Source organism: Thermostichus sp. MS-CIW-36, from assembly GCF_054059035.1.
Genome location: NZ_JBSSBR010000028.1, coordinates 1 through 25,780 on the forward strand (window position 1 = coordinate 1; position 25,780 = coordinate 25,780).

General features: G+C 55.7%; 25 protein-coding genes and 1 tRNA gene. 19 read left to right on the plus strand and 7 right to left on the minus strand.

What is annotated here, in order from left to right; all coding sequences use genetic code 11:
* The first annotated feature begins 112 nt into the window (after positions 1-112).
* Positions 113-889, plus strand: a complete 777-nt coding sequence (locus ACVWVQ_RS11335; RefSeq protein WP_414358094.1) for an SAM-dependent methyltransferase — start codon at positions 113-115, stop codon at positions 887-889.
* Entirely contained in the window at positions 889-1,221 is a 333-nt protein-coding gene (locus tag ACVWVQ_RS11340; RefSeq protein ID WP_011433845.1) for a cupin domain-containing protein, read from the plus strand. The genes ACVWVQ_RS11335 and ACVWVQ_RS11340 overlap by 1 nt, the downstream gene beginning before the upstream one ends.
* On the opposite strand, the gene ACVWVQ_RS11345 is transcribed toward ACVWVQ_RS11340, so the two are convergent.
* Positions 1,218-2,105 carry a TVP38/TMEM64 family protein gene (locus tag ACVWVQ_RS11345; protein WP_228375352.1) on the minus strand — a complete coding sequence of 296 codons (888 nt, stop codon included), beginning with the start codon at positions 2,103-2,105 and terminating at the stop codon, positions 1,218-1,220. The two genes, ACVWVQ_RS11340 and ACVWVQ_RS11345, sit on opposite strands and share 4 nt — an antisense overlap.
* A gap of 133 nt (positions 2,106-2,238) precedes the next feature.
* Between ACVWVQ_RS11345 and ACVWVQ_RS11350 the strand changes: the two genes are divergently transcribed.
* Complete coding sequence (locus ACVWVQ_RS11350; RefSeq protein WP_457508516.1) at positions 2,239-2,913, plus strand: Fe2+-dependent dioxygenase; 675 nt, start codon at positions 2,239-2,241, stop codon at positions 2,911-2,913.
* Here ACVWVQ_RS11350 and ACVWVQ_RS11355 read toward each other — a convergent pair.
* Positions 2,910-4,283: a di-heme oxidoreductase family protein gene (locus tag ACVWVQ_RS11355; protein ID WP_457508518.1), complete on the minus strand. Its 1,374-nt coding sequence runs from the start codon at positions 4,281-4,283 to the stop codon at positions 2,910-2,912. The genes ACVWVQ_RS11350 and ACVWVQ_RS11355 overlap by 4 nt on opposite strands.
* Before the next feature lie 45 nt (positions 4,284-4,328).
* Complete coding sequence (locus ACVWVQ_RS11360; protein WP_457503373.1) at positions 4,329-5,435, minus strand: imelysin family protein; 1,107 nt, start codon at positions 5,433-5,435, stop codon at positions 4,329-4,331.
* Between the two features lie 504 nt (positions 5,436-5,939).
* Between ACVWVQ_RS11360 and ACVWVQ_RS11365 the strand changes: the two genes are divergently transcribed.
* The 9 genes from ACVWVQ_RS11365 (at position 5,940) to pxcA (ending at position 14,870) form a co-directional block, all read left to right on the plus strand.
* Positions 5,940-6,974 carry a chlorophyll a/b binding light-harvesting protein gene (locus tag ACVWVQ_RS11365; RefSeq protein ID WP_414381561.1) on the plus strand — a complete coding sequence of 345 codons (1,035 nt, stop codon included), beginning with the start codon at positions 5,940-5,942 and terminating at the stop codon, positions 6,972-6,974.
* A 73-nt stretch (positions 6,975-7,047) separates the two neighbouring features.
* Complete coding sequence (fldA, locus tag ACVWVQ_RS11370) at positions 7,048-7,557, plus strand: flavodoxin FldA (RefSeq protein ID WP_414407903.1); 510 nt, start codon at positions 7,048-7,050, stop codon at positions 7,555-7,557.
* 47 nt (positions 7,558-7,604) lie between these two features.
* The gene (locus ACVWVQ_RS11375) at positions 7,605-9,185 is read left to right on the plus strand and encodes a chlorophyll a/b binding light-harvesting protein (RefSeq protein ID WP_414374509.1); all 1,581 of its coding nucleotides are present in this window, start codon (positions 7,605-7,607) and stop codon (positions 9,183-9,185) included.
* A 237-nt stretch (positions 9,186-9,422) separates the two neighbouring features.
* On the plus strand, positions 9,423-10,166 hold the full coding sequence (locus ACVWVQ_RS11380) for an alpha/beta fold hydrolase (protein ID WP_414357692.1): 744 nt from the start codon (positions 9,423-9,425) through the stop codon (positions 10,164-10,166).
* 215 nt (positions 10,167-10,381) lie between these two features.
* Positions 10,382-10,786, plus strand: a complete 405-nt coding sequence (locus tag ACVWVQ_RS11385; RefSeq protein ID WP_457508520.1) for a universal stress protein — start codon at positions 10,382-10,384, stop codon at positions 10,784-10,786.
* Between the two features lie 283 nt (positions 10,787-11,069).
* A complete protein-coding gene (locus tag ACVWVQ_RS11390; RefSeq protein WP_011432451.1) occupies positions 11,070-11,426 on the plus strand; it encodes a ferredoxin-thioredoxin reductase catalytic domain-containing protein in 357 nt (118 codons plus the stop codon).
* A 104-nt stretch (positions 11,427-11,530) separates the two neighbouring features.
* On the plus strand, positions 11,531-11,647 hold the full coding sequence (locus ACVWVQ_RS11395; RefSeq protein WP_011432450.1) for a photosystem II reaction center X protein: 117 nt from the start codon (positions 11,531-11,533) through the stop codon (positions 11,645-11,647).
* A gap of 256 nt (positions 11,648-11,903) precedes the next feature.
* Positions 11,904-13,307: a glycosyltransferase gene (locus ACVWVQ_RS11400; protein ID WP_457387514.1), complete on the plus strand. Its 1,404-nt coding sequence runs from the start codon at positions 11,904-11,906 to the stop codon at positions 13,305-13,307.
* A 141-nt stretch (positions 13,308-13,448) separates the two neighbouring features.
* A complete protein-coding gene (gene pxcA / locus ACVWVQ_RS11405; RefSeq protein WP_457508522.1) occupies positions 13,449-14,870 on the plus strand; it encodes a proton extrusion protein PcxA in 1,422 nt (473 codons plus the stop codon).
* Between the two features lie 163 nt (positions 14,871-15,033).
* Here the strand turns inward: pxcA and ACVWVQ_RS11410 are convergent, their stop codons facing one another.
* Positions 15,034-15,624, minus strand: a complete 591-nt coding sequence (locus ACVWVQ_RS11410; RefSeq protein ID WP_457508524.1) for a DUF721 domain-containing protein — start codon at positions 15,622-15,624, stop codon at positions 15,034-15,036.
* A gap of 33 nt (positions 15,625-15,657) precedes the next feature.
* Positions 15,658-17,502 carry a mechanosensitive ion channel domain-containing protein gene (locus tag ACVWVQ_RS11415; RefSeq protein ID WP_457508526.1) on the minus strand — a complete coding sequence of 615 codons (1,845 nt, stop codon included), beginning with the start codon at positions 17,500-17,502 and terminating at the stop codon, positions 15,658-15,660.
* Between ACVWVQ_RS11415 and ACVWVQ_RS11420 the strand changes: the two genes are divergently transcribed.
* Positions 17,484-17,615, plus strand: coding sequence for a hypothetical protein (locus ACVWVQ_RS11420; RefSeq protein ID WP_414343450.1), 132 nt, complete (start codon positions 17,484-17,486; stop codon positions 17,613-17,615). The two genes, ACVWVQ_RS11415 and ACVWVQ_RS11420, sit on opposite strands and share 19 nt — an antisense overlap.
* Here the strand turns inward: ACVWVQ_RS11420 and uvrB are convergent.
* Positions 17,612-19,699: an excinuclease ABC subunit UvrB gene (uvrB, locus tag ACVWVQ_RS11425; RefSeq protein ID WP_457508528.1), complete on the minus strand. Its 2,088-nt coding sequence runs from the start codon at positions 19,697-19,699 to the stop codon at positions 17,612-17,614. The genes ACVWVQ_RS11420 and uvrB overlap by 4 nt on opposite strands.
* Before the next feature lie 313 nt (positions 19,700-20,012).
* Here uvrB and ACVWVQ_RS11430 point away from each other — a divergent pair, with 313 nt between their 5' ends.
* Positions 20,013-21,833 (plus strand): DUF3352 domain-containing protein, encoded by a 1,821-nt coding sequence (locus ACVWVQ_RS11430; RefSeq protein WP_457508530.1) that lies wholly within the window; start codon positions 20,013-20,015, stop codon positions 21,831-21,833.
* 3 nt (positions 21,834-21,836) lie between these two features.
* Here the strand turns inward: ACVWVQ_RS11430 and ACVWVQ_RS11435 are convergent, their stop codons facing one another.
* Positions 21,837-22,280: an ATP-binding protein gene (locus ACVWVQ_RS11435; RefSeq protein ID WP_414328951.1), complete on the minus strand. Its 444-nt coding sequence runs from the start codon at positions 22,278-22,280 to the stop codon at positions 21,837-21,839.
* Between the two features lie 153 nt (positions 22,281-22,433).
* On the opposite strand from ACVWVQ_RS11435, the gene petP reads away from it, so the two are divergent.
* The 5 genes from petP (at position 22,434) to ACVWVQ_RS11460 (ending at position 25,705) form a co-directional block, all read left to right on the plus strand.
* A complete protein-coding gene (petP, locus tag ACVWVQ_RS11440) occupies positions 22,434-22,631 on the plus strand; it encodes a cytochrome b6f subunit PetP (protein WP_041436278.1) in 198 nt (65 codons plus the stop codon).
* Positions 22,632-22,668: 37 nt separating this feature from the next.
* On the plus strand, positions 22,669-22,998 hold the full coding sequence (locus ACVWVQ_RS11445; protein ID WP_238376891.1) for an HU family DNA-binding protein: 330 nt from the start codon (positions 22,669-22,671) through the stop codon (positions 22,996-22,998).
* 12 nt (positions 22,999-23,010) lie between these two features.
* A complete protein-coding gene (locus ACVWVQ_RS11450) occupies positions 23,011-24,471 on the plus strand; it encodes a DASH family cryptochrome (RefSeq protein ID WP_457508532.1) in 1,461 nt (486 codons plus the stop codon).
* A gap of 99 nt (positions 24,472-24,570) precedes the next feature.
* A tRNA-Met gene (locus ACVWVQ_RS11455) sits at positions 24,571-24,642 on the plus strand.
* Positions 24,643-24,775: 133 nt separating this feature from the next.
* Positions 24,776-25,705: a restriction endonuclease gene (locus ACVWVQ_RS11460; protein WP_457508534.1), complete on the plus strand. Its 930-nt coding sequence runs from the start codon at positions 24,776-24,778 to the stop codon at positions 25,703-25,705.
* Positions 25,706-25,780: the final 75 nt, after the last annotated feature.

The window sequence follows — 25,780 nt, forward strand, 5'->3', positions numbered from 1 at the left end:
ACAACTCTTTGCCGCAAATCCAAAGAATGAGTCGGCATTCCTTTCTCTCCTTCCTCTTGAATACCTGTACCCTATTTTAAATTAAAAGGCTGTATCTTTTTTGGAGTTACCTATGTCTAAGCTGGACTCAAAAAATGCACCTGGACACCAGGTACTGGCTGCGGCAGGTAAAAAGGCACTTCGACCGGGGGGCTTTGGCGCTACCGAACGGCTCTTCAAGTTTGCCGAGTTCCGTCGAGGAGAAACTGTGCTGGAACTTGCCTCAGGCCTTGGCTACACGGCTATTCGATTGGCAAAGCGCTATGGCATACATGTTACCGGCATTGAGAAAAATCCAGATAACATTGCTCGCACTCGCGCTAATGTTTCTGCAGCAGGGCTAGCCGGCCAAGTTGAGATCCTCGAGGGCGATATCTTTCACCTAGATCAAATCGATCAGAAATTTGACTATGTCTTGGCGGAAGCTATTTTAACAATGCAGTCCGATGCAGGAAAATCTAAGATTTTGTCAGGGATTTACAATTGCCTCAAGCCAGGGGGTAAGTTCCTCAGCCATGAGCTGCGAGTTGAGGGATCCAACAGCGACGCTATCCGCAAGGAGTTATCCTCCGTAATCCATGTCAATGCCAATCCTTTATCTACTGACAGCTGGCTTGCAACTGTTCAGCAAGCAAATCTTACGGTTGTCCAGTATGCCACCGGCCCCTTAACTTTGCTCAATCCCGTTGCTATTGCTACAGAGGAAGGATTGCCGACGCTCTTAACTATGGTGTGGAATGTGCTTACACGTCCTGTAATCCGGCAGCGGATCTTATCTATGAAGCAAATCTTTAGCCGATATCGAAATAACCTAGGCTACATCATACTGATTGCCAAGAAGGAGGCTTAATGATGTCTCTTGTCTCCCCTGAGTCACCTTTTTTGCAGCTCAAAGATCACATTGCTTATTCTGTGGAAGGAGTTCTCAGCAAGATCATTTGGAAAAGTGAAGTCTGCCAACATACTCTTTTCTGTATGGCGGGAGGCACAAGTATTTCCGAGCATACCTCCACAAGGGACGCTACTCTCCACGTCATTGAAGGAACTGGAGTCTTAACCCTTGCAGGTGAGAAGATCTCTCTATCTCCGGGCATATTTGTCTTAATTTCGGCAAATGTTCCCCATGAGTTAGAAGCCACTGCTGACCTTGCTTTTGTTCTGACTTTATCAAAGGCAAGTTAAGAACGCCGCCTTTTACTCAGCCAGCCGCTTAACATCGCCAAAGCAAACATTCCCAGCAAAGCAAAGCCCAGCAGCCACCTTCCCTGCTCTAGGATCCCTGCCCCCAGAGCCACTACTGGGGGTGTAGAGACGGCAATGCCCAAAGCTAGGGCGAGAAGAAAGTTCTGCCATTTTATTTGGGTTAGGCCGGCGGCGTAGGCGACAAAGTCGAATAGGCCCGTCATTAAAAAACCAGCTGTAAGAAAAATATTGTTTTCCAGATAGTTAGCTGAAAGGGCATCGACTTTGTACATCCATTGTCGCCCAACTACTCGCTGTACTAGGTCTCTACCAAACTTTCTGGCTAGGTAGAAGTTAAGTGTACAAGAGATAAAATCAGCAATTGCAATGTAAAGGATTCCCGATCCAAATCCAAAGAGGGCTCCTGCCAAGATGGAGTAAAGGGTGCTGGGTATGGCAGGAATAATAATACTCAGGGAGCGTAATCCAATCAGGGCAAGGGGTGCCCAGGGGCCTAGTTTTGCTATAAATTCTCGAGTTGCCTCTGGATCTAAGCGACGGGCCAGCAAGATGGCAGCTAACAGGACAACAAGCAACAACAGCAGTGAGAGGATGTCTTTCCTTTTTCTGGAATTGATTTTGCTGCTAGAGGACAAATCCTCTGAGGGGGTAGGGGACGATCCTACTGACTCGCCATCTGCTGACTTGTCAAAGGTAGTGCCGGGCGGATAATAGAGTTCATCCTTCAGGATCCAACCTGTTTTCTGTTGCAGATAGGCATGTGTGCTCAAGCCCAGACGCTTTGCCTCGGTGGCAACAGCCTTGTAGTCTAAGCCCAATAGCTCGCAGAGCTCTTTTTGTCGAATACCAGAAGGTGGCTGCATAGGGCAAAAGATCTCTACTTTCTCTGCTAGATGCTTAAGGTTTCCGAGGGATGCTCGAAGTAGGCATGATTTTCATAAGGCTTGTTTTGCTAGTGTAGAAGGTGTCATGTATTTTGCTTTTTAGAGGTTGATAATGATCTTGTGTATTGGCGATGTTCTTAGTTTAGCAGAATTGCAACAGATTCTGTCCCTCATAGCCGATGCTGAATTTGTGGATGGTGCTCTGACGGCAGGCTGGAATGCCAGGCTTGTCAAAAACAATAGGCAAATGCCAAAGGGATCCCTTCAGCAACGGAAGATAGAGGAGATTATCTTGGCAGCTCTAGGGCGTAATTTGTTGTTCCAGATGGCTGCCCGGCCCAAGCTCATTCATTCCATTTTAATTAGCTGCTACGAAGCGGGAATGTCCTATGGCACTCATACCGACGATGCGCTGATGCTCGATCGGCATCAGCTGATGCGCACGGATATTTCCTTTACGCTATTTCTAAGTGCCCCTGAAGACTATGATGGCGGTGAGCTGAAGATCGAGAGTAGCGAGGGGGAGCAAGCCTACAAGCTGCCGGCGGGTGCTTTGATCCTCTATCCTGCTTCCACCTTGCACCGAGTTGAGCCTGTAACCCGTGGGATCCGCTATGCTGCCGTCAGTTGGGTTCAAAGCCTAATTAGGGATCCGCAAGAACGCGAGATCCTCTTTGATTTACAGACTGTGCGGCAGCAGATGTTTCAGGAATCGGGCAAGACACGCCACTTTGATTTGATCTCCAAAGTTTACGCGAACCTGCTGCGGAAATGGGCAGAGCTCTAGAGGGATCGAAGAAAATAGAGCAGGGCTTCTCTGTCTTCAGCAGCCATATTTTTAAAGATCTCGCGGGAGCGTTCAGCTTCTCCCCCATGCCAGAGAATGGCCTCCTCGAGGCTGCGGGCGCGGCCATCGTGCAAATAGCCGGAGGAGGGCAGAACTGTCTGCGACAAGCCGATGCCCCACAAAGGGGGGGTGCGCCATTCTCGGCCCGTGGCCTCGAAGTCAGCGCGGCCATCTGCTAGTCCTTCGCCCATGTCATGCAACAGCAAATCGGTGTAGGGGTGGATGACTTGGTTGGCCAGGGCAGGGATCTCATGAATGCCGGTTTGTAGCTCTGGTCGGTGACACTTGGCGCATTGGGCTTGGACGAAGAGCTTTTCCCCTCGCTGAACTTGGGGATCCTGCCAAAGGGCGCGGCCAGGCACGGCCAGGGTTTGCACGTAAACGGTTGTTGCTTTGAGAGTGGCCTCGTCAATGTCTTGGCCGCCATCCCCGGCAGGAAAGAGAGGATTCGTAACACCCATATCGTTGGCGTAGGCGGCCGCAGTTTGTTGCCTGAGGTTGGGGGTATTGGCTTTCCAACCAAACCGTCCCAGCACCAGACGCTGCTGCTCTTGATCCCAAACCAAGTTGGGGCGGCCAGAGATGCCATCCCCATCGGCGTCGTCAGGATCGGCTGCTGCCAGGATCCTAGAAGCGGGAACGGCCTCCAGTAGGCCCGCTCCAAACACCGGCTGGGGGATCCGCAGGGAGATGAGGACAGGATCGATGGGCGATCCCTCCAGAGTTAACAGCTTTACAACAGGAGAACGCAGCCTGTAGGGAGTTCCGTCGGCGTACTCTCTGGTCTGCTCTACCCAGTGCAATTCCACCTTGGCCTCTGGCCGATAGCCCCGAACGGCCTTTTCTTGAACCTGCGTGCCGATGCCGGCCACAGGGGGAGTGTTGCTATGAGGAGCAATGGCCTCCCATCCAAAAGGCTGGGGATCCCCGCTTCTATCCAGGGATCCAACCTGGCTGACTCTGACGACCCGCTGCCCCTTGTCAGGAAAACCTCGGCCGTTTTTAACATGACAACCGGCGCAGGAGTTGTTGTTGAACAGAGGCCCAAGGCCGGGGTTAACAGGCGCCGGAGCGGTGACGAAGCGAGCCTCAAAGGCGATGTCCCCCAGGGCATGCAACCTGGCCCAGCGGGGATCCAAGTTGGGAGCCGGCTGCTCGTAGGCTGTTGAGGTGCGGTTCCAAAGGGTTGTTTCGCCACCCGCTCGAGGGGGCAATGGCTGGGATCCCTCTGGGGCAGCGGGGAAAGCCAGAAAGCTCGCCGCCCAAAGAGAGGCCAATCCCAGCATGAAAATCTGGAGAAGACGACGCATCGGCTATCAAAATATCGGCAACTCAGCTCTTTTGGGACTTTCTTACTACTGCAGGAGCGGCACAACTTCCTGAGCAAAGCTGTCGAAAGCGTCTTCAATTTTTTCCATAGCGGCAGTAATAGATCCACGGGCATTGGCATCGCAAAGGCTTTTTTCGATAGGGGCAGGGATCCCCTGGAGAGCCGCCGCCGCTGCTTGTAACTCCGACTGAATTTGACTATCCAAATTGGGATTGATGTCCCGGACAAATTGGCTCAGGCCACGACCTTTTCTATCTCTAAATCCGCCCAAGTAAGCATACTGAACGCTGCGCACATTGGCCTGGAACTCCGGCAGCGAATGGTGGGCAAAGCGACTTTCCAGCAGAAAAGGATTTTGCTGGGCGAAGGCTTCGCCAATTTTGACCTTGCCCAGCTCGTCCAACATGCCGAGAATACCTTGGGCTATTTCTTCAGCAGCAGCTTGCAGCGTGAGATAACTCTTGCTGCCCTCGCCGGCTTTTACCCATTCTTCGCGAAAAGCAGGCAGCCCTTGCACTCCCTCTGTCCAGCTTTTGAGCAGCTTTGCCGCCGTATCCGCCAAAACTGGGCCAAGGGCAGCCAAGTACTCCCGATCCCGCTCGGTAAAGTCTTGCAAAGACTTGTTGTTATCCACGCCAAAGAGCAAGAAGGCCACGGCATGAAATCCCTTTTGCCCGCTTTCCAACTCGGCCACGGTCTCTGGAGTGAGGGGATCGCCGCTGTTGAGAACTTCCAGCACCTCCACCTCGTTCAGGGGCCATTCGTCCAAATCCGCATCCAGCCCCAAATAAGCCGCCGGCCCAAAGGCAAAAGCCTCGCTCTCCTCCCAAGTGATGCGGGCAACAGACCAAGCCTGGCGAGCCGCCTCTAAAGTCCGCGGATTAGGATCTTTGACAAAGGCCTGGATGGCTTGCGACAGCGCTTGGGTATCGGCTGCCAACTGCTCGTAGGCAGGGATCACCACCTGATCCGCAAAGTCAACGAGGATTTGGCGATCTTGAAACTGCTGTTCGGGAGCGAGCACTACCGCTGGCCGGGTGGAGCCTAAGCCCAGAGAACCTCCCCCTTCCTCTCCTCCCTCCCCACCCCCTTCCACAGGGATGGGCCGGCACTCCGGATTCGTCGAAGCCACGCTCAGAACTGGCGGATCGCCTCCAGTGCTCCCAGTAGAAGGCTCCCTTCGAGTTTCCCCACACGCAGCCCCGCTCACCAAAATGTAAAGTCCTATACCTGTCCAAAGCTTGAGATGCCCCGACATATGCACTGACTCCTTTCCTCCCAGCCCTGTCTGGCTTGGCTGAATGATGCCCCATTGTAATCCAGTTGTTGAGACTTAGTCTTAAGAAAATCAAGATTTTTTGTAATTGCTTACAATTTGCTCTTTCCCCCAACTGGTTCCCTAGAGGGGAGCCCTTGGGACTTTTTGCCATCGTTTCTGGTTGTTAATAAAAATTAACTTCTTGAACTTGATAGTTTTTCTCAATAAGTTTAGAGTATATCAGGGATCGCTATTGAGATTTAATATCAATAGTGGTCGCGTGTCTCGAAAGGATGTGTCCAGGAGGCCAGGGCCGGGCTTGAGGCGAGGTCTCTGGCCTTTTTCTGGAAGGAACTCGGGAAGTCAGGAGAGACGGATATGACAGCGACGACATCAGCGCAAGAAGGCCAATCTAACTTGCAAAAGCAGATCCCCTGGTGGGCGGGCAACGCCCGTTTGACCGATCTTTCTGGCCGACTGTTGGGGGCCCACGTGGCCCATGCCGGGCTCATCGTTCTCTGGGCCGGTATCATGACCCTATTCGAGTTGGCCAATTTTGACCCGACCCAGCCGATGTACGAGCAGGGGCTAATCCTGTTGCCCCACTTGGCCAGCTTGGGGCTGGGAGTGGGATCCGGCGGGGAAATTCTGGATACCGGTATCTACTTTGCGGTGGGGGCCGTACATCTGATTAGCTCTGCTTTTTTGGGGTTTGGCGGTATTTTTCATGCCCTGCGGGGGCCGGCGGTGCTGGAGGCCAAAGCCTTCCCCCTGTTTAGCTATGACTGGCAGGACAAAAACAAGATGACCACCATCCTAGGGATCCACCTGGTGCTGCTGGGACTGGGGGCATGGCTGCTGGTGCTTAAGGCAACAGTGTTTGGCGGATTGTTTGACCCTGGGGTGGGAGAGGTGCGCACCATCCTTCCCAATTGGAATCCGTTTGGGCACCTGTTGGGCGCGGAAGGACGCCATTGGATAGCAGGGGTGGACACTTTGGAAGACGTGGTGGGCGGCCACCTCTGGCTGGGCTTGCTCTTGGTGGCGGGGGGCATTTGGCATATCGTGACCAAGCCTTTTGGCTGGGCAGAGCGAATTTTTGTCTGGTCGGGAGAGGCTTATCTTTCCTACAGCCTGGGAGCTTTGGCCTTGATGGGGTTTATTGCTGCCTATTTTGTTGCGGTTAACCCAGTGGTTTATCCCGAAGTTTTCTATGGGCCGCTGCTTCAGGTGGGCTTGGATCGCTATCCCTTTTTTGAGCAAGGAGAGGCTCTCACGTCTAGGGTTTGGCTGGCCAATGCCCACTTTTGGCTGGCCTTTTTCTTCCTTCAGGGCCACCTTTTCCATGCCCTGAAAGCCCGAGGATTCAATTTCCGTACCGGCAGAGTAGAGCTCGCTGCACAGCAGGCCTAACGGCACGCTGAAGGCATTGACTATCTAGCCATCTGATTTTGAGCTTCGCACTTGCAGTTTCGAGGTAGGAGCAATGGCAAAAATAGGTCTATTTTTCGGCACTCAAACCGGAAATACCGAAAGAGCTGCCGAGATGATTCAAAAAGAGCTGGGCGAAGACAATGTAGATTTAATTGACATTGCCGAGGCCAACATTGAGGACTTTGAGAAGTACGACTACTTAATCATCGGCTGTCCAACTTGGAATATTGGGGAGCTTCAGGCTGATTGGGATGGTTTTTTCCCAAATTTGGATGAGATCGATTTTTCCGGTAAGACGGTAGCCTACTTTGGAGTTGGGGATCAGTTGGGCTATCCCGACAACTTTCAAGATGCCATGGGGATCCTGGCCGAAAAAATTGCCGAGCGTGGCGGCAAAAATGTCGGCTCCTGGCCTACAGAAGGCTACGAGTTCAACGAGTCTAAGGGAGTGGTTGACGGTGAGTTTGTCGGCCTTGCTCTGGACGAAGATAACCAACCAGAGCTGACGGAAAAACGAATTAAAGAGTGGACGGCTAAACTAAAAACGCTCTTCAATCTGTAATTCAAACCCGGCTTCTTAACTTGTCATTGATACTGTGGGAGTTTGTCATGACCGGCGCAGTTCTATCTTCATCGCCTACTTCTGCTGAGGGATCCCCTCAGGTCAGTTGGTTGGCAGGGAATGCTCGTTTGCTCAACCTATCCGGAAAGCTGCTGGGGGCCCACGTGGCCCATGCGGGGCTGATCATGCTGTGGGCCGGCGGCATGACCTTGTTCGAGGTGGCCCACTGGGATCCAAATCAACCTATGTACAGCCAGGGGCTGATTTTGTTGCCCCATCTGGCCAGCTTGGGCATCGGCGTCAACGCAGAAGGGGTGGTTACGGATCCCTATCCCTTTTTTGTCGTGGGCGTTCTGCACCTAATTGCCTCGGCAGTGCTGGGGGCAGGAGGGATCTTCCATGCCCTTTTGGGACCAGAGGTGCTGAGCAAGGGGAAAACCTTTGCCGAGTTTTTCGGCTACGACTGGGAAGATGACGACAAGATGACCACCATCCTCGGCATCCACCTGCTGCTGCTGGGGCTGGGTGCATGGCTGCTGGTGGCCAAGGCTCTCTTTTGGGGAGGGCTGTACGATGCCAACCTGGGCCGCGTGCGGATCGTTGCGGATCCCACCCTCAATCCGCTGCGGATCTTCGCCTACTTGACGCCGCTGATGGGTCAGCAGGGCATGGCCGCCGTGGACAACCTGGAAGACCTGGTGGGGGGACACATCTACGTGGGCCTGCTCTGCGTGCTGGGGGGATGGTGGCACATAGCCACGCGCCCCTTTGCCTGGGCCAAGCAAGTCTTGATCTACTCGGGCGAAGCCTACCTCTCCTACAGCCTGGGGGCCCTGGCTTACATGGGCATCTTGGCGGCCTATTTTGTCAGCGTCAATGAGATCGCCTACCCTGCGGCTTTTTACGGGCCGCTGGGGCTGGCCGCTGACGAAAGGGGAATTGTAAGCAGCCGTACCTGGTTGGCTACAGCCCACTTTGTCTTGGGGATCCTGTTTTTGGCGGGGCACATCTGGCATGCCATCCGGGCGCGGGCGGCGGCCAGCGGCTTTGACTTCCAGCGCGGGGGCTGGGTGCGAGCCACAGATCCCCAGGTGGGCAACTTGGACACGCCGGTAAACCAGGGCGATCTCACCCTGCTGCTGCTGCAAAACCTGCCCATCTACCGGGAGGGCTTGTCGCCTTTCCTGCGCGGTTTGGAGATCGGCATGGCCCATGGGTACTTCCTGGTGGGGCCGTTTTACAAGTTGAGTCCGCTGCGGAATTCGGAGCAAGCCCTGACGGCAGGTACGCTGGCGGCCATTGGTCTGGTGCTGATCCTAACGGTTTGTCTTTCGATCTATGGACGAGTCTCTTTTCCGCGCTCGCGGCTGGTGGCGGTGGTGAACACCCCCTATGGAGAGGTGGCCTATCCGACGCCGGGAGTGCAACTGATGGCGGAATCGCAGGGATCCCCTCAGCCGGTGCGAGTACCGGCAGGATCGGAGGACTTGCCCGAAAACTTGCGCACCCGTGCCGGCTGGAGCCAGTTGGCGGGAGGGTTTCTGGTGGGCGGCGTTGGCGGTGCCCTGTTTGCCTACATGCTCCTGAACAGTGCGGACGTGTTGGCCCAGATTTTGCCTGGGCTGTGAATGAGGTTTGAGGCTCCCTGGTTCGGGGATCTGCAGAAAGGAGAGGGGTATTGTCCCCTCTCCTCTATCCAGATCGGCTCGGATCCTTTGGGCCGCATTTTCCAATGGCAATTGCACTGTTCACAATTGCATGGTTCAACCGCACTTTGCCGGTTGGTTTCTGGCTAGTGGACTTTGTAGATCTTTTGTTTGGCTAGCAGCCTTGATGGTTTTAACAGTCGAGATGGAATAGCGAATATGAGTTTAAGCTCCGCTTCTGCGCTCGCTTTTGAGGCCCTGTATCTGGGCATTTCTCCCAGTCTCAAGCTCTTTGATCAGCCTTTATTAGGATCCCTGGGGAAATGCTTTCGGATAGCCTACTGGGAGTACCACCAAACCCAGGATGAGCCTTGTAGCCTGGAGACTGTAATCACGCTGCTATACGAATATCTCAAAGCTTGGGATCGACCCGTTCATCTTATCGGCCACGGCTTGAGCGGGGTGGCCGCTTATCTTTTTGCCTGCCGTTACCCACAGCGGGTACAGTCTCTGACCTTGCTGGCCGTGGGAGGTTGGCCTGCTACCACTTGGCATGCCCATTTCTATGTGCAGCGAAAAATCTTTTGCTGGAGTCGGGAACAACTCTTGGTGCGTATAGCCCAGAGCCTTCTACCTACTTCAGAACAGTGGCGAGCACGCTCACTCTCCTATGCTCTGGCTAAAGATTTGGATACTTCTCCCATACCTCACTCCCTATTTCAGGTGATAGCGATTCCAGCCCAGAAAGTGTCGGTGCCGATGTTGGTTTGCGCCAGCAAGGATGACCCCATTGTGGATCCTGCTTCGCTCGAGAAGTGGAGAAACCACCTAAAGCCAGGGGATCAAATGTGGTTTTGCCCTGGGGGGCGACACTTTTTTCATTATTCTTTTCCAAGTTTGGTCAATCTGAAAATAATGGATTTTTGGCAGGAATTGCGTAAACTTCAGCCCAGCATGGCTTAGGGCGGCTGGACTTTCGCGGGATGATAGAATGGCTACTCATCCAAACAGCAGAGGAGCTCCGTTTGCAGCTAGGGCGAAGCAGCCCAGGTGGAGCCCCTGACAACAGGAAAACGGGCAGGGGTGGAATGAGGCCATTGAGCTCCCGGTAAAATTGATAGAATAGGGCAAGCCCCCAACTTGGATAGGGAATGGGCTTGACCGCGGAATCCTCGGCTATGTTCGACAAACTGCTCTTTCCCATCGATAACTCGCGTGAAACCAGCCACGCCTTGCCCTTGGTGGCGGACATAGCACAGCGCTACAAGAGCCAAGTGTATTTGCTTTCTGTGCTGGATGATACGGAGCTTGACCCGGAGCGAGCCGAGCAAGCCCGGCAGAACATCCACAACCTGCTTAAGCAAACGGAGTCTGGCCTGCATCAAATCGGCCTTAGCAACGTCAAGAGTGAGTATCGAGAGGGGAAGGTGCCTTTTGTCATCTGTGATGTGGCAGACGAGCTGGAGATCAGCCTGATTGTGATGGGCTGCCGCGGCCTCACCCTCTCCGGAGAGGGGCAGAATAACTCTGTCAGCCACCGCGTGATCGATCTTGCCCCCTGCCCGGTGTTGGTCGTGCCCTGAGGAGAGGGATCCCATTAACGGTATTCTCTGGAGTACGCCAAGGCCAGCTCTTGTTAAGGCGCTTGGGTGTTGCCTTGTGTAACAGCAAGGGCGTAATCTTTTGTCTTGCCCGGAGGTCTGCAGTACAACGAAGAGCGAGATACAGCTTTTCCCGACGTTGTGGGGGGTCTCAGTAGGATCCCGACCCTGCAGACGTTTGTGCTGTCTTCAGGAAGTGTCCCTGGAAAAAGCTGTGGGCCCCATTGCTAGCAACAGCCGGTTAGTTCCACTTTTGGGAATCGTCATGGAAAGTCGTGGTTACAAAAAGTCCTCACAGAAGAGCTTTGAGTTGATGCGGCATTTCGCAGAAACCTACGCCAAACGCTCCGAGACCTTTTTCTGCTCGGATCCATCAATTACGACGGCGGTGATCGAAGGCTTGGCTCTGCACAAAGAGCAATTGGGCGCCCCGCTGTGTCCCTGTCGTTTTTATGAAGACAAAGAGGCAGAAGCAAAAGCAGGCTATTGGAATTGCCCCTGTGTACCCATGCGGGAGCGAAAGGAATGTCACTGTATGCTGTTCTTAACGCCGGATAACCCCTTTGCCGGCAAGAGCCAAACCCTAGAGGAGGTGCCCCTGGAATACCAAACTACCAAATGACAGCGCCCGGCAGGGACAAAGGCAGGCTTTGGAAGGGTGACAGGGCTCGGTATAATCGAAAAGCCGTTGGGCAATGGTTATTTGCACGAGGAGGAAACGCTTTTATGACTCCCTCACTTGCAAACTTCCTCTGGAGCTTGGTGGCTGGTGCAGTTGTGCTGGGGGCTCTCTTTGGCGCCATCATCTTTGTCAGCCAAAGGGATAAAGTGCGTCGTCGCTGAGATCCCCGCTCGTTGGCACTTGCCCGCCAATGCTTCCCTTTTCCCTGTACTGCTATCGCTGGGTGGGGAGAGACTGGGGTGGCAAGATGTGGCTGCGGTACGCAATCGCTGGAGGGCTTCGCCCCTGTTGTCGGGGATCCAGCTGGGTTGGGTGACCAACAGATTGAGATCTAAGGTGCTTGAAGCCGTTGTTGCAAACGATCACACCTTATGATCGAAGACTATCCAGCGATACCCCAGGGATCCCTTGCCAGCGTTGACCCACCCCTTGTATTACTGGCGGCAAAAAAACCGCTACTACCACGAGGATCTGGAGCGGCTGCATCGCTTTTTTGTCCCTGCCGGTTTGCGCATCTTGGAGATTGGTTCCGGCACGGGATCCCTGCTCAATGCCTTGCAGCCCAGCTTCGGGGTGGGGATCGACCGGGATGCGGACATTGTTGCCCAAGCTCAGGCAGAGTTTCCCCATCTCCATTTCCGGGTGCAAGATGCCCACACGCTGGACAAAGGGGATCCCGTCTTGGCGGAGCCTTTTGATGTGATCTTGCTCGTCAATACCCTGGGCTACCTGGCCGACATCCAGCAGGTTCTCCAGCAGTTGCGCCGCTTCTGTACCCCACGCACCCGCCTGATCCTCTCCCACCACAACCCGCTCTGGGAGCCGATTCTGGGCTTGGCAACCGCTCTGAAGCAACGGATGCCTCTGCCGGCAGCTAATTGGCTCTCGGCAGCCGATGTGGCCAACCTGCTGCACTTGGCAGGATACGAGGTCATTCAGCAGGGCAAGCGGCTGTTGTTGCCGCGGCGGATCCCGTTCCTTTCGACTGTGATCAACCGGGTGATTGCCCCATTGCCCGGGATCAACGCCCTCTGCCTGACAGAGTACACGATCGCTCGCCTGCAGCCCGACCCTGCCTGGGATCCCCCCCCTGAGCAGCAGCCTTCCTGCACCGTGGTGATTCCGGCTCGGAATGAAGCGGGCAACATCCGCCGCTGCGTGGAACATTTGCCCGAGATGGGATCCCGCACCGAGATCATTTTTGTGGAGGGGCATTCCAGCGACGAGACTTGGGCCGAGATCCAGCGGGTGCAGGCGGAATACCAAGGGATCCGCAATATCCGGGCTCTACGGCAGGAGGGCAAGGGCAAGGGGGATGCGGTGCGCAAGGGGCTGGCTGCCGCTACAGGGGATGTGTTGATCATCCTCGATGCCGATTTGACGGTACAGGCAGAGGACATGCCCAAGTTTTTCCGGGCTGTGGCTTCCGGGCGATGTGATTTTGCCAATGGTTGTCGCCTTATCTATCCCCTGAAACCAGAGGCAATGCCTCGGCTAAACCAATGGGCCAATCGTTTTTTTGCCGCTCTCCTCTCCTACATTCTCGGCATCCGCATCAAAGATTCCCTCTGTGGCACCAAGGCCCTGTGGCGGGAGGATTACCAGCAGATTGCCAAGCTGTGCCAAGAGTGGGGGGATTTCGACCCGTTTGGAGATTTTGACCTGTTGCTGGGATCCGCCAAGCGCACCCTGAAGATCCTGGATATCCCCGTGCGCTATTTCCCCAGAACCTATGGTCGCTCCAACATTCACCATGTGCGAGAGGGGCTGCGGCTGCTGCAGATCTGTGGCTTTGCCCTCAAGCGCTTTAAGGGATACTGAAGTTTGCTCTGACCCAAAGGTGCCGGTCTGTACTTCTGTCGAGGCAGGGCCAGTCTCTGCAAGTACTTCTCCACCGTTGGGATTCCCGCCTAGGCACCCAGGACTCGTTACAATAATTAGTCAATCGGATCACTGTAATGTGTGGATCGGCCCCCATGGGGAGTGCCACGGGAACGAGCAATGGGAGAATCCGTATTGAGCAGGCTGGGCCAATGGATCTCGAATACCCCCCTGCGCTCCCTTGACCAAGCTTATGAGGCTGCCCTGCGCATTAAAGCCATCGAGGATCAATACTTCCAGGGAGGATCCATCGGCAGCAACGGGCAACATGGCCAGAATGTCAGCCGCTACTTTCAAATTCAACTGCGCCGGCAACTGCGCCAGATCGATCTGCGTTTGGCAGAGTTCAGAGCCAGCAGCGCCCTTTCTCGCCTGCCGGATCCCGAGCAAAATGGCAGCGGCCCTACTTCTGCCCAAGATAAAGCTCAACAACTCCATGCCGCTGAGGCCAATGTTTCTGAAAGCAGCAGCGAAAACTCCGAGAATGGTCGCCAAAGACGAGATCTTTCCATCTTGGAGAAACTGCAGTTTATCGATCAGGTGACTTCTCGATACAAACGCCCGACCAGAAAATCCCAGCCCATCTCTGCTTCAATTTCCACTTCACCTGAGCCTCTCGAACGGCCAGAACAACCTACCTCAACCCAACCCAGTTCTCCTGATGTCTCTGTCAAGGCAGGCTCCGGCAATGGCGCTGCCCCGGTCGCTTCCAAAGCTGCGATTCTGCCCCGTTCTATTCTGCGCACAGCCAGCCAAATCCGCCGTGAGCTGAGTTCCCAGGCCGAAGAGGAACTGATCCAGGAGTATCGCGAGGCTCGCACTCGCACACTGGTATCGATTCGTTTTCTGTTGTTGTTGGCCATTTTGCCTCTGCTCACCCAGATCCTCTCGAAAAACTTTCTGTTTGGGCCATTGGTAGATCACTTGCAACAACGGGAGCCTGCCATTGTGGCTCTAAGCCACGAATTCCAAGAAAAAGCCCTGTCAGAGTTCGAGTTTTTCAAGGAAAGAATAGAATTTGAGCGAGCTTTGCACCATCAACCCCCAGAGTGGGATCTGGAATCAGCAGATCAACTGTCCATGAAGGCAGAGGAACTGCTGAAAAAATATAGCCGTAGGAACTCGGAAGGCTTGAAGAATATCCTTGCTGATTTGCTTTCGCTGCTGGTGTTTGGCTGGCTTATCTTTGTTGGGCGTGAGGAAATCGAAGTCCTCAAGTCTTTTTTGGATCGTCTGATCTACGGTCTCAGCGATAGTGCCAAGGCTTTCATTATTATTCTCTTTACCGATGTGTTTGTCGGTTATCACTCTCCCCACGGTTGGGAGGTGCTGCTGGGTAATTTAGCTGCTCATTTGGGGGTACCGGAGAATCGCGATTTTATCTACGGCTTTATTGCTACTTTTCCGGTTTTTCTGGATACACTTTTTAAGTATTGGATCTTTCGCTATCTAAACCGTGTATCGCCGTCTTCGGTGGCCACCTATCGGGCTATGAACGATTAAGGGTTCGCAGTTGCATTTCAAACTGGGTTGAGACGCTTCCCAAGCGCTCCTTGCCGCTGCCGTAACCATCCACAACCTCTCTCAGAGGAAGAAAGAAGTTGGGGATCGACCTGACGAATCGTTTGATTGCCATTTGAAGCAACCGTAATTCGAGTTTCCTGAGTTAGCTGGGCGGGCGCAAGGATTGTCGATGGCAGAACCCGCAGACAAACCAACGCTCCAATTCGGCGGCAGGGGTAGGACAGCGGCAGGCGGGGCAAGGGAACAGGTTCTCCTGGGTTTGTTGTTGCTTCACCACTCTGGCCCAGCGCTCGAAAGCCACTTTCGGGTCGGAGGTGGGCTGTTTTGGATTGGGGCTGCGACAGGATCCAGGGCGTTGTCCATCTTGGTCTGCTAGGCGGGGAGCGCCATAAAACTTGCTGGTCAGCTCCGCATCAGGGTGGGGGGTGGCTTGGCTGGATCCCTTGTGCCAGGCACCAGGGCTGAAGCGGATATCGCTGAGGGGAGATTGTAGCCGGCTGTTGAGTTTCCTGAGAATGATCTGGCGTTGCAAGGTTAAGTTTTGTGCCCAGGCCGGGGTAGAGGTGGCCACCTGCAGCACCTGTCGGCGCAGGCTGAGAGGATAGGTTTGGGCGGCTACGGCCTCTCCGACGAGTTCGGGCCAGAGCTGCCGCAGGGTTTGCATTTGCTTCAGTTCAGCCCAACGGGGATGGCTGCCAAAGCTTCCCAGTACCTCATCTAACCGCTGCAACATGGTGTCGATAGGGTGTCAATGGCAGGCAATAGCTTAGGAAACACCATTTTGGTCTTCCGGCGATTGAGCCGCTTCTTTGAGGGCAGAGTGAATGGAGTCGGTATCGGGCAAAGAAGGGGATCCGCCATTTTGACTGAGGGGGGCAAATCCCTCTAGGCTGCGGATATGAATATCTTGTTGCGGGAAGGGGATGCGGATCCCACGTCGCCGAAACTCAGCCTCGATCAGGAAGTTTAGCTCGCTGATCAAGACAAACTGATCTTGAGGACGGTTGATCCACACCAGCAGCTCAAAGTTAAGTGCAGAAGGGCCAAAGGACTTGAGCCAGACTTGGGGGGCGGGGCTGCTCAACACCCGAGCATTTTCTTTGGCGGCGCTGAGCAGGGCTTCGGTAACCAAGGCGGTATCGGAGCCGTAGGCCACGCCGACCGGAATGTGAATGCGACAGCGGGGATCCCGGTAGCTCCAGTTCACCACCTTCGATTCGGTAAAGCGGGAGTTGGGCACAATCACAAAAATGCGATCCAGGGTGCGCAAGACGGTGGCCCGTGGGCCAATGCGCTCCACTGTGCCGAGCAGGTTGTCCACTTCCACCAGATCCCCGATTTGGATGGGGCGCTCCAGCAAAATGGCAATGTAGCTGATGTAGTTGTTGGAGAGGTTTTGCAAACCAAAGCCGATCCCCAAACCCACCGCCCCGGCAATAACCGCCAAGGAGCCCAGATTAAGGCCGCTGAAGGGCAAGACCAGAAGGATGCCGAACAGGGTCAGGATGTACTTGAAGATGGCCGCCGAAGACTCTTGGGTGCCCAGATCCAGCCCCAGGCGTGCCAAAAAGCGCTGCTTGAAGCCAACACTGACGTAGTGGGCGCCGGTGAAAACCAAGATGGAGAGGACGAGGAAGACCAGCAAGCTGGCAATCGAAACGCTGGAGTTGGGCAGAGGCTGGGTGAGAACGCCCAGAGCCGTGGCGACCACACGACCCAGGCCCAGGTAAAAGGAGCGCTGAAACGGTCGTAGGGCAGGTATGAAGCTGATGCCGCGATCCAGCGAGATGCCGGCGATGAGGATCACCCCCACGCCCCGCAGCAGCATCCCACCCACATCGATCCAGGTGCCCCAGGTCTCTCCGGCCTTAAGCTCCAACCAGCGTTGCAAGCGGGTTAAGCTGCGGTCGAACAGCCGCCAGAGAAAGAACCCCACCACCAGGGTGGCGATCCCTGCCAAAAGGGTCAGAACCAGCACGCGCGGATCCTGGGCCCGCTGCAGAGCCAGCAGATCTTCGCGGTAATCGGCAATCGCTTGCTCCAACCGCCGCGCCCAACTGTTGGCCACCAGACGCACGTCATTCAGGCTCACCTGACCCGGTGCCACCCTGCGCTCTGCGGCTGCATCGGCATAGGTGACGGTGAACAAATACCGTTGTGTGCGCTCAAAGCGGCCTCTTTCCCCCAGGCGTAAGATGTATTGCCCATTGGCATCCTGGGCCACCCGTACCTCTGGCTCCGGCAACTGGCCTTCTTCCAGAAAGCGCTCGATGATCGCCCGAACGTTGTCGGCCCGCACATCGCTGGGGTAGTCTGCCGTCTGCAGGCGGAACACCGGTATGTTCCCCACCAACACCTCTGTGCCCTCTTGGCCGGTCAAAGGGATCCCGACTGGGCTGGGAGCCGGAGCAGGGGATCCCTCAGGAGTTGGCGCTTCAGCCGGCGTGGGTCGGGGATCGGCCAGGAAAAAGTTGGGATCCCGAAATTCAAGGGCTTGAGCCAAGGGGATCCCTGAGGAGGCAGAGGCGACGGCAGGGGTGAGCCAGAGACCTATCCCCACCGTCAGCCCAACCCAAAGAGCTGCTCGCTTAAGTGGGACGGAGTCCTGCATGGCCGGTTTGGTACGAACGCCTATCGATCAATTGGGGATCCCTGGTGCTGCCCCGCAAGCTCATGGTGGCACAAGCCGACCTCAATTTTGGCCGATCTGAGCAAGGATTTTAGGTGCCCTGAGAATGGCCCAGAAGGCGTTGACGCAGCTTTTTGATTCTATCTCGCAGCTCGGCGGCTTCCTCAAATTCTAGGTTTTTGGCGGCCTCTTTCATCTTGAGTTCCAGTTGGCCGATCAGCTCCGGAATCTCGGAGAGAGGGATCTCTTGCGCAGCTTGAAAGGCTTTTTCCAGATCTGGGTTGCTGAGTTTGCGGGAGATGGCCAAAAAAGACAAGATGGCATTGCTGTTTTTCTTGACAATGGGCTTGGGCGCAATGTTGTGTTGGCGGTTGTATTGCAATTGAATCTCGCGGCGACGCTGGGTTTCGGCAATGGCCCGGGCCATGCTGCCGGTCATGGTGTCGGCGTACATCACCACCGTTCCACGGACATTCCGCGCTGCCCGCCCGATCATCTGAATCAGGGAGCGCTCTGCTCGCAAAAACCCTTCTTTGTCAGCATCCAAAATGGCCACCAAGGAGACTTCCGGCAGGTCTAACCCTTCCCGCAGCAAGTTAACTCCTACCAACACGTCAAAGGCCCCTTCTCGAAAGTCTTGTAGGATTTCAATTCGCTCAATCGAGGTGATCTCGGAATGCAAATAGCGAACTCGGATCCCTCGCTCCTGGAGATATTCCGTGAGGTCCTCTGCCATCCGTTTGGTGAGGGTGGTCACGATCACCCGTTCGGCAGATCCCTGCCGAGAGCGCTCCAATCGCAAATAAATTTCTCCCAGCAAATCGTCCACTTGCCCAGCCGTAGGGCGCACATGCACCTCGGGATCCACCACCCCAGTGGGCCGAATCACCTGTTCGATAACCCGACCGCTGCCCTGCACATAAAACTTCAAGGTCTTGCCATCTTCCACCCGGGTTTCAAATTGGGCCTCGCTCTGCTCCAGTTCCCAGTTGCCGGGGGTAGCCGAAACAAAGATACACTGATGAACCTTGGCCCAAAATTCTTCGGCTTTGAGGGGGCGATTGTCGAGGGCGCTGGGCAGGCGAAAACCGTGATCCACCAGCACCTGCTTGCGGGCACGGTCGCCATTGTACATGCCGCGAATTTGGGGCACGGTCACGTGGGATTCATCCACCACCAGCAGCCAATCGTTGGCCTTGAAATAATCCACCAAGCAGGCGGGGGGCTCTCCTGCTTTGCGCCCTGTTAAATGTCTGGAGTAGTTTTCGATCCCATTGCAATAGCCCACCTCTCGCAGCATTTCTAGGTCGTAGCGGGTGCGCTGCTCTAGGCGTTGGGCTTCCAGGAGCTTGCCTTCTTTGCGAAAGAGGGCCAGTTGCTCTTCCAGTTCTTGCTCGATATTGAGGATCGCCCGCTCCAGTTGTGCTTCTGGCGTCACAAAGTGCCGAGCAGGATAAACTCTGAGGGCGCTGAGGCTGTTCAAAATCTCACCTGTAACCGGGTCGATTAAGCGAATGGCCTCGATCTCATCCCCAAAAAATTCGATGCGAATGACCCGATCCTCATACGCCGGCACAATTTCCAGCACATCTCCTTTGAGGCGAAATCGCCCTCGCACCAGCTCTAAATCGTTGCGCTCGTACTGGATGCTGGCCAGAGCCCGCAAGACATCCCGTTGGTTGATCTCCTGGCCGACTTTGAAGGGGATGGAAGCCTTCAGGTACTCCTCTGGCATGCCCAGACCATAGATGCAGCTCACCGAGGCCACCACAATCACATCCCGCCGTTCAAACAAAGAGCGGGTAGCCGAGTGCCGCAACATATCGATTTCATCGTTGATGGAAGAAGATTTGGCAATGTATGTATCGGTGCTGGGAACATAGGCTTCCGGTTGATAGTAGTCGTAATAGCTGATGAAGTATTCAACGGCATTGTGAGGAAAAAGCTCCCGCAGCTCATTGCACAGTTGTGCTGCCAAAGTCTTATTGTGGGCCATCACTAAGGTGGGCCTGCCCACCTGCTGAATGGTATGGGCGATGGTAAACGTTTTGCCGGTTCCGGTTGCTCCCAGCAAGGTTTGAAAACGATGGCCTTCTGAAATCGACTTCACCAAGCCGGCAATTGCCTTAGGTTGATCTCCGGTGGGTTGATAGGGAGAAACCAGTTGAAACTCTGACATGGGTTTGACTTTCGGATGGGCCTAGATAGCTGCCGGGCTGGTCAAGGCAGGGCTGATCTGCGCGTTGGACGCACACAGGGGCGCATTTGGAATGGTAGTGCGGATCACAAAGGCTTGTGGGGTGCCTCTAAACTCGGCCGCCTGCTCAGCGGTGGGCTCCAGCTGGCACACCAGGGTTAGCCTCTGTTCCATGGTAAGGTTTTATCATGCAGGACTGAGGGCAGCTCTTCTTCCTGGGCCTGTTCATGCCAGTGATGTGAAGCATTAGGGCCTGGGTACACGCGCTACGTCTCCCTCGGTGAAGAGATGAGATATGGGACGACGGCAACTTTTGCGCGGGATCCTGATTGGGCTTGGTCTTCTGGCCGCCATGGTGGTGTGGGTTGTCGTATGGCTGCTCACCCGCAGTCCGGTGGCTTTGTTGCTGGCCCACCCGGAGCTGCCACCCATTGTGGGCTTTGCCCCCAGCTCTGCGCAAGCGCTGCTGGTGTTGGCTGTTCCCCTGGACGAGGTGCAAGCGTTTTGGCAAGCGGCAACTCCTGCCCCCCAGCGACGCGCTGCCCGTCAGCAGTGGCAAAAGTTTTTCTCCCCTGAAGGCCCAGGCTGGCTGGGATCCATGCTGGCCGGGGGATCCCTTGATTTCGAGCGGGAGGTGCGGCCCTGGCTGGGGAAGAGCACCCTCTTGGCCAGTTTGCCGGAGTGGGGCACTTTGGTTGCCCTGGAAACGCGGGATGCGGCGCTCTCTCAGTTTGAGCTGAACCTATTGTGGGAACGGCAGAGCTTGGCCGGGAGGCCGGTGCAGGTAGACACTTACAAGGGCATTCAGGTGGTGTCCAGCCCGATTCCGGGCCTGCAGGGGTTCTCGGCAGCCGTTTTCGGCGAGCAATACGTGTTGTTGGCGGAGCAGTCTGCTGCCATTCGGGCTGCAATCGATGCTTGGCAGTTGCCGCAGTTGTCTCTGGTGGCTCAGCCTCTGTTTCAGCAGGTCATCCAGCCGCTGCGGGAGGCGCATGTGGGTTGGGCCTTCTGGCAAAATCCAGAGGCGGTTTCTCCAGACGGGCTGACGTTGCAGGCGGTAGGGCTGGGGTTGGGGGTAAACTTCCGCGGCTTGGTGGCCGAAAGTGCTGCCCTCTGGCATGCGCCTGCCGGGTTCTCCTTGCCGACAGCAGAAGCCTTTCGCCCGCAGATCCTTCAACATCTGCCGGATGAGACCTTGGCGCTGGTTTCCGGAGAGAATCTGGCCTCAGTTTGGCAGAGCCTGGGGCAGATCCAGCCCCTAAATCCCCTGGGGTTGCGGGTGGATCCCGGCCAGTGGCTGCAGCGCTTGCAATCTCAGGTGGCGCTGGACTGGCAGCGTCTGTTGCCGGAACGGGGAGAGTTTGCCTTTGCCCTTTTGCCCGGCGACGGGGATCCAGCCTGGCTGTGGGTCGGTAAGCTGCCGGATGAGTCGGTCGCGACAGCGGGACGGAGTCCTTATTTCGACTTGGATGAGCGGGCACGCGCCCAAGGCTGGCAGGTAATCTCTCTGGCAACGAAGCGTGGCACCGCCACCGCCTGGGCCAAACCAACCATTCCCGCAAGGGGGCAGTCAGAACCCCAGCCGGTGGCGACAGCGGGACGGAGTCCTTACCGCTCTATCCATCGACCGGAGATCCCTGTGTTGGCAGGCGAGCCGCTGGAAGTCAGTGGGAAAGGAGGATCCGCGTCATTGCAGGCGGCAGAGGCTCTCCCCCAGTCGCGTCAGCGGCGCGGAGCGCTAACGCTGCCAGGGATCCCGCTGCCGGCACAGGTGTATCATGCCGATCGCAAAGGCTATTCCTACCTGGCCTCTTCTTTGGGGGCTCTGGAGACGGCCCTCGCGGATCCCCCCTTGAGTGCAAATCGCGCCTGGCGCAAGTTGGTGGCTTCCCTGCCCCACCGCAATTTGGGCTATGGCTATGGATCCCTGGGGTTGCTCTTGGAAAGCGAGCTGCCCGACCCGGTCGCGTCAGCGGCGCGGAGCGCTAAGGGATCCCGCTGGGCATCCACGCGCTTTGCCTTCGCCACCACAGCCCTAGCGGTTTCTGAAGCTCCCTACCCCGATCGGGGCTGCCAGATTACCCAAATGGGCAAGCTGTTTTGGGAGTGGTATTGAGGGTCAGACTATCCAGGGATCCCGGCAGTTGGGGTGGATGTACTTGGCCAGATAGACCTGGTTGCCCATTTCATTCCACTCCACAAAGTCGAAGATTTGGGTGAGCAGCAGCATTCCTCGGCCCGACTCTTCGGTTTCCAAGATGTTATGTTGGCATCGGTGGAGCTTCTCTTGGGGACAAAAGCCGGGCCCTTGATCTCGCACTAGCCATTGGTAAAAGGGCTCCGAGCTGGCGTACTCGATGATCACCTTCTTGTTGGGGTCGAGGCCGTTGCCGTGGCGGACGGCATTGATGATTGCTTCCTGTAGGCCCAAACGTATCTCCGCTCTCCAGGCAGGAGGGACTTTTGAGATCAAGAGATCGAGGACAGGCTGAGTGTAGAGGGTGGAGGGAAAGCTGATAACGCTCCAGGAGCAGTGGGCGGGTTTGAGGGAAAGGGCAATCACGGAGGCGGTCTTCCCGGGGGCGCAGCACTCTTACTCCATCCTAGCAATCCCATCGGGGTCAACTCCAGCAGAGGTGCGGCAGGATCTTGGCAAGGAGACTTTTGCCGTACCATCTTGAGTGGTAAATCTCTTCGCGGTTTTGCCGAATCGGCTATGGCAATCAAAGTTGGCAATAAGGTCAAAGTTCGCTCTGTCCAGGATCGCGGACAAGAAAACCTCAGCGCTCTGGTGGGCAAAGAGGCTGTGGTGCTGGCACGGCGTGTGGTCGATGGCAGCGGTGTCGGCTACATTCTGGAGTTTCCCGATCGCTCTCGACATTGGTTTTTCGAGAGTGAACTGGAGGTGCTCTAAGCCCCTGTCTGTGTTCTGTTGTCTAGAGGGTCGGTTGGTGGCTTCTCCTCCTCATTTGACTCGCCGTTTGCTGGCCCGCCAGATGGCCGCGCAGGTGGATGGCCTGACCGTGGAAATGGCTGCTGCTGCTCTGGAGGCTATGCTGGACAGCATTAGCCAATGCCTGGCCCAGGGGGGATCCGTGCGGCTGGCTCGCTTTGGCACGTTCTCGCTGCGCCATCGTCCCGCCCGGCAAACCTATCATCCGCGCACCAAGGCCCCTGTTCACATCCCGGCTGCCGATGTGCCTCATTTTGTTCCCAGCCCTGAGCTGGGGCGTCCAGCTGGGGTTCGGGTGTCCAAGTCTGAGTCCGCGGGATCCGTGTAGGGTAGCTGCAGAATGACCGTCCTGCTGTGGTTTCGCACCGACTTGCGCCTGCTGGATCACCAGCCGCTGACGCGGGCCTGCCAACAGGGATCCCCTTTGATCCCCTTGTATTGCTTGGATCCCCGCCAGTTCGGCGAGACTTCCCTTGGGCTCCGCCCCAGAACCGGCCCTTTCCGCGGTCAGTTTTTGCTGGAGAGTTTGGCGGATTTGCGGCAGCAGTTGCGGTCGCGCGGCTCGGATTTGGTGATCCGCCAGGGACAGCCGGAACACGTGATCCCCACCTTGGCACAGGAGTGGGGAGTCAAGGCGGTCTACGCCCATGAAGAGGTGGGCACCGAGGAGAAGGAGGTGGCGGCTGCTGTTGAGCGGGCTTTGCGGTCTCTGGGGATCCCGTTGCAGGTCGATTGGGGCCACACCCTCTACCACCCTGAAGATCTCCCCTTTTGCCTCTCGCAACTGCCGGAGCTGTTCACCCGCTTTCGAAAGCAAGTCGAGGAAAGCACTCCCATCCGGGATCCCTTGCCCATTCCCGCGATCCCCCCCCTGCCATCGGGTTTGGATCCCGGCCCTCTGCCCACCCTGGCCTCGCTGGGGCTATCTTCACCTGCTAGGGATCCACGGGCCCGCTTCACCTACCTTGGCGGCAGCACTGCTGCCCATGCCCGCCTGCAAACCTACTTTTGGGATCTGGATCGGCTGCGCATCTACAAAGAAACCCGCAACGGCATGTTGGATCCCGACGATAGCTCCCGGCTTTCTGCTTGGTTGGCGCTGGGCTGTATCTCGGCCCGCACCGTCTATGCCGAGGTCAAGCGTTACGAGCAGGAGCGGGTGCGCAATGAGTCCACCTACTGGCTGGTGTTTGAGCTGCTGTGGCGGGATTATTTTCGGTTTATCTTGGCCAAGCACGGCGCCAAACTGTTCCGTCCTTCTGGGATCCAAGGGATCCCCATCCCTTGGCAGCAGGATTGGCCGCGCTTTCAGGCTTGGTGTCGGGGTGAGACGGGCTACCCCTTGGTGGATGCCAACATGCGGGAGCTGGCGGCTACCGGATTTATGTCCAACCGGGGACGGCAGAATGTGGCCAGCTTTTTGACCAAGAACCTGGGCATCGACTGGCGCATGGGCGCTGAGTGGTTTGAGTCGCTGCTCATCGACTACGACGTGGCCAGCAACTACGGCAATTGGAACTACACCGCCGGCGTAGGGAACGATGCCCGCGGCTTCCGCTACTTCCACATCCCCAAACAATCTCGCGAGTACGATCCCAAAGGAGACTATCTGCGCCACTGGTTGCCGGAATTGGCCGGGATCCCGGGGGATAAAATCCACGAGCCCTATCGCCTCACTGCTGCCGAGCAGAAGCAATTTGGAGTCCGATTGGGGGTGGACTACCCTCGCCCACTGGTGGATTTGGAGAAGTCTCTCGCGGCCAACCGACGGGTTTACGAAGCTGCCCTGGCCTGCCGATAGGCATTGCCTTGTCTGGGGCTTCTTCCCGAGAGGGGGCTGAGGGGATTTTCTGAGGCGCAGTTCCGGCCCAAGAGTGCTATTCTAGTTAAGCGCTGTCCTGGCTCAGTAGCTCAGCGGTAGAGCAGGGGACTCATAAGCCCTTGGTCGCGTGTTCAAATCACGCCTGAGCCATCCACGTCAAACTTTTTTCAGAGGCTTCCCGGCCTGGCGGATACCCTAACTGGCTTGCAGCAGAGGGTTGGCGTAAAGTTATGGGTGGAACCTACTTCGGTTTGGGATCCCTGTCTTCACATCGGTTCTACAAATGGCCGTTCCCGATTATCAGAGCTTGATGTTGCCACTTCTCCAGTTTGCAGCACGTAAAGAAACCGAAATATCAACCAGCGAAGCTGTTGAAGTTCTGGCAAAGGAACTGGGCCTCACAGAGGACGATCTCAGGGAGATGCTGCCGAGCGGTGTACAGCCAACCTTTGTCAATCGCGTCGGCTGGGCTGCAACTTATATGAAAAAGGCAGGGCTGCTGGAAACAACGCGCAGAGGATTCTACCAAATTACTGACCGCGGAAGAGATCTTCTTGAAAAACAGCCCAAAACCATCAATGTAGAGTTACTCAGGCAATATCCTGAGTTCCTGGAATTTGAGAAGCCTAAAGGTACAAGAAGCAGCGATAAGTCAAACGAACAAAAAGGTTTATCAGAGATTTCGCCGGCAACACCATTAGAACAGTTAGAAACTGCTTATGAAAATCTCCGTGACAAACTGGCTGACGAATTGCTTGCCAAGCTAAAGAAAGTATCGCCCGCCTTCTTCGAAAAGGTTGTTGTGGAGCTGCTGGTTAAAATGGGCTACGGAGGCTCACGGGCAGATGCAGGCAAAGCAATTGGCAAGAGTGGCGATGGTGGAATTGATGGGATCATAAAAGAGGACAAACTCGGTCTTGATGTTGTGTATATTCAGGCAAAGCGTTGGGATAGCAATCCGGTAGGTCGTCCTGATGTCATGCAGTTTGTGGGTGCTTTACAGGCTCAAAGAGCAAACAAGGGTATTTTTATCACTACCTCCAGGTTTACTGAAGACGCTAGCAGCTACGTTTCGCAGATCGGCAGTAAGATTGTTTTGATTGACGGCGAACAACTAACAAATCTAATGATTGAGCACGACGTTGGCGTATCTACAGTTTCATTGTATCCGGTAAAGAAGATTGATAGTGATTATTTTGAAGAGAGCATCTGACAACCGCATCAGCTCAGACCGTCAATTGGCTCAGACCGTCAATTGGCCACAGCGAAATTGTCATTTGCCTAGGTG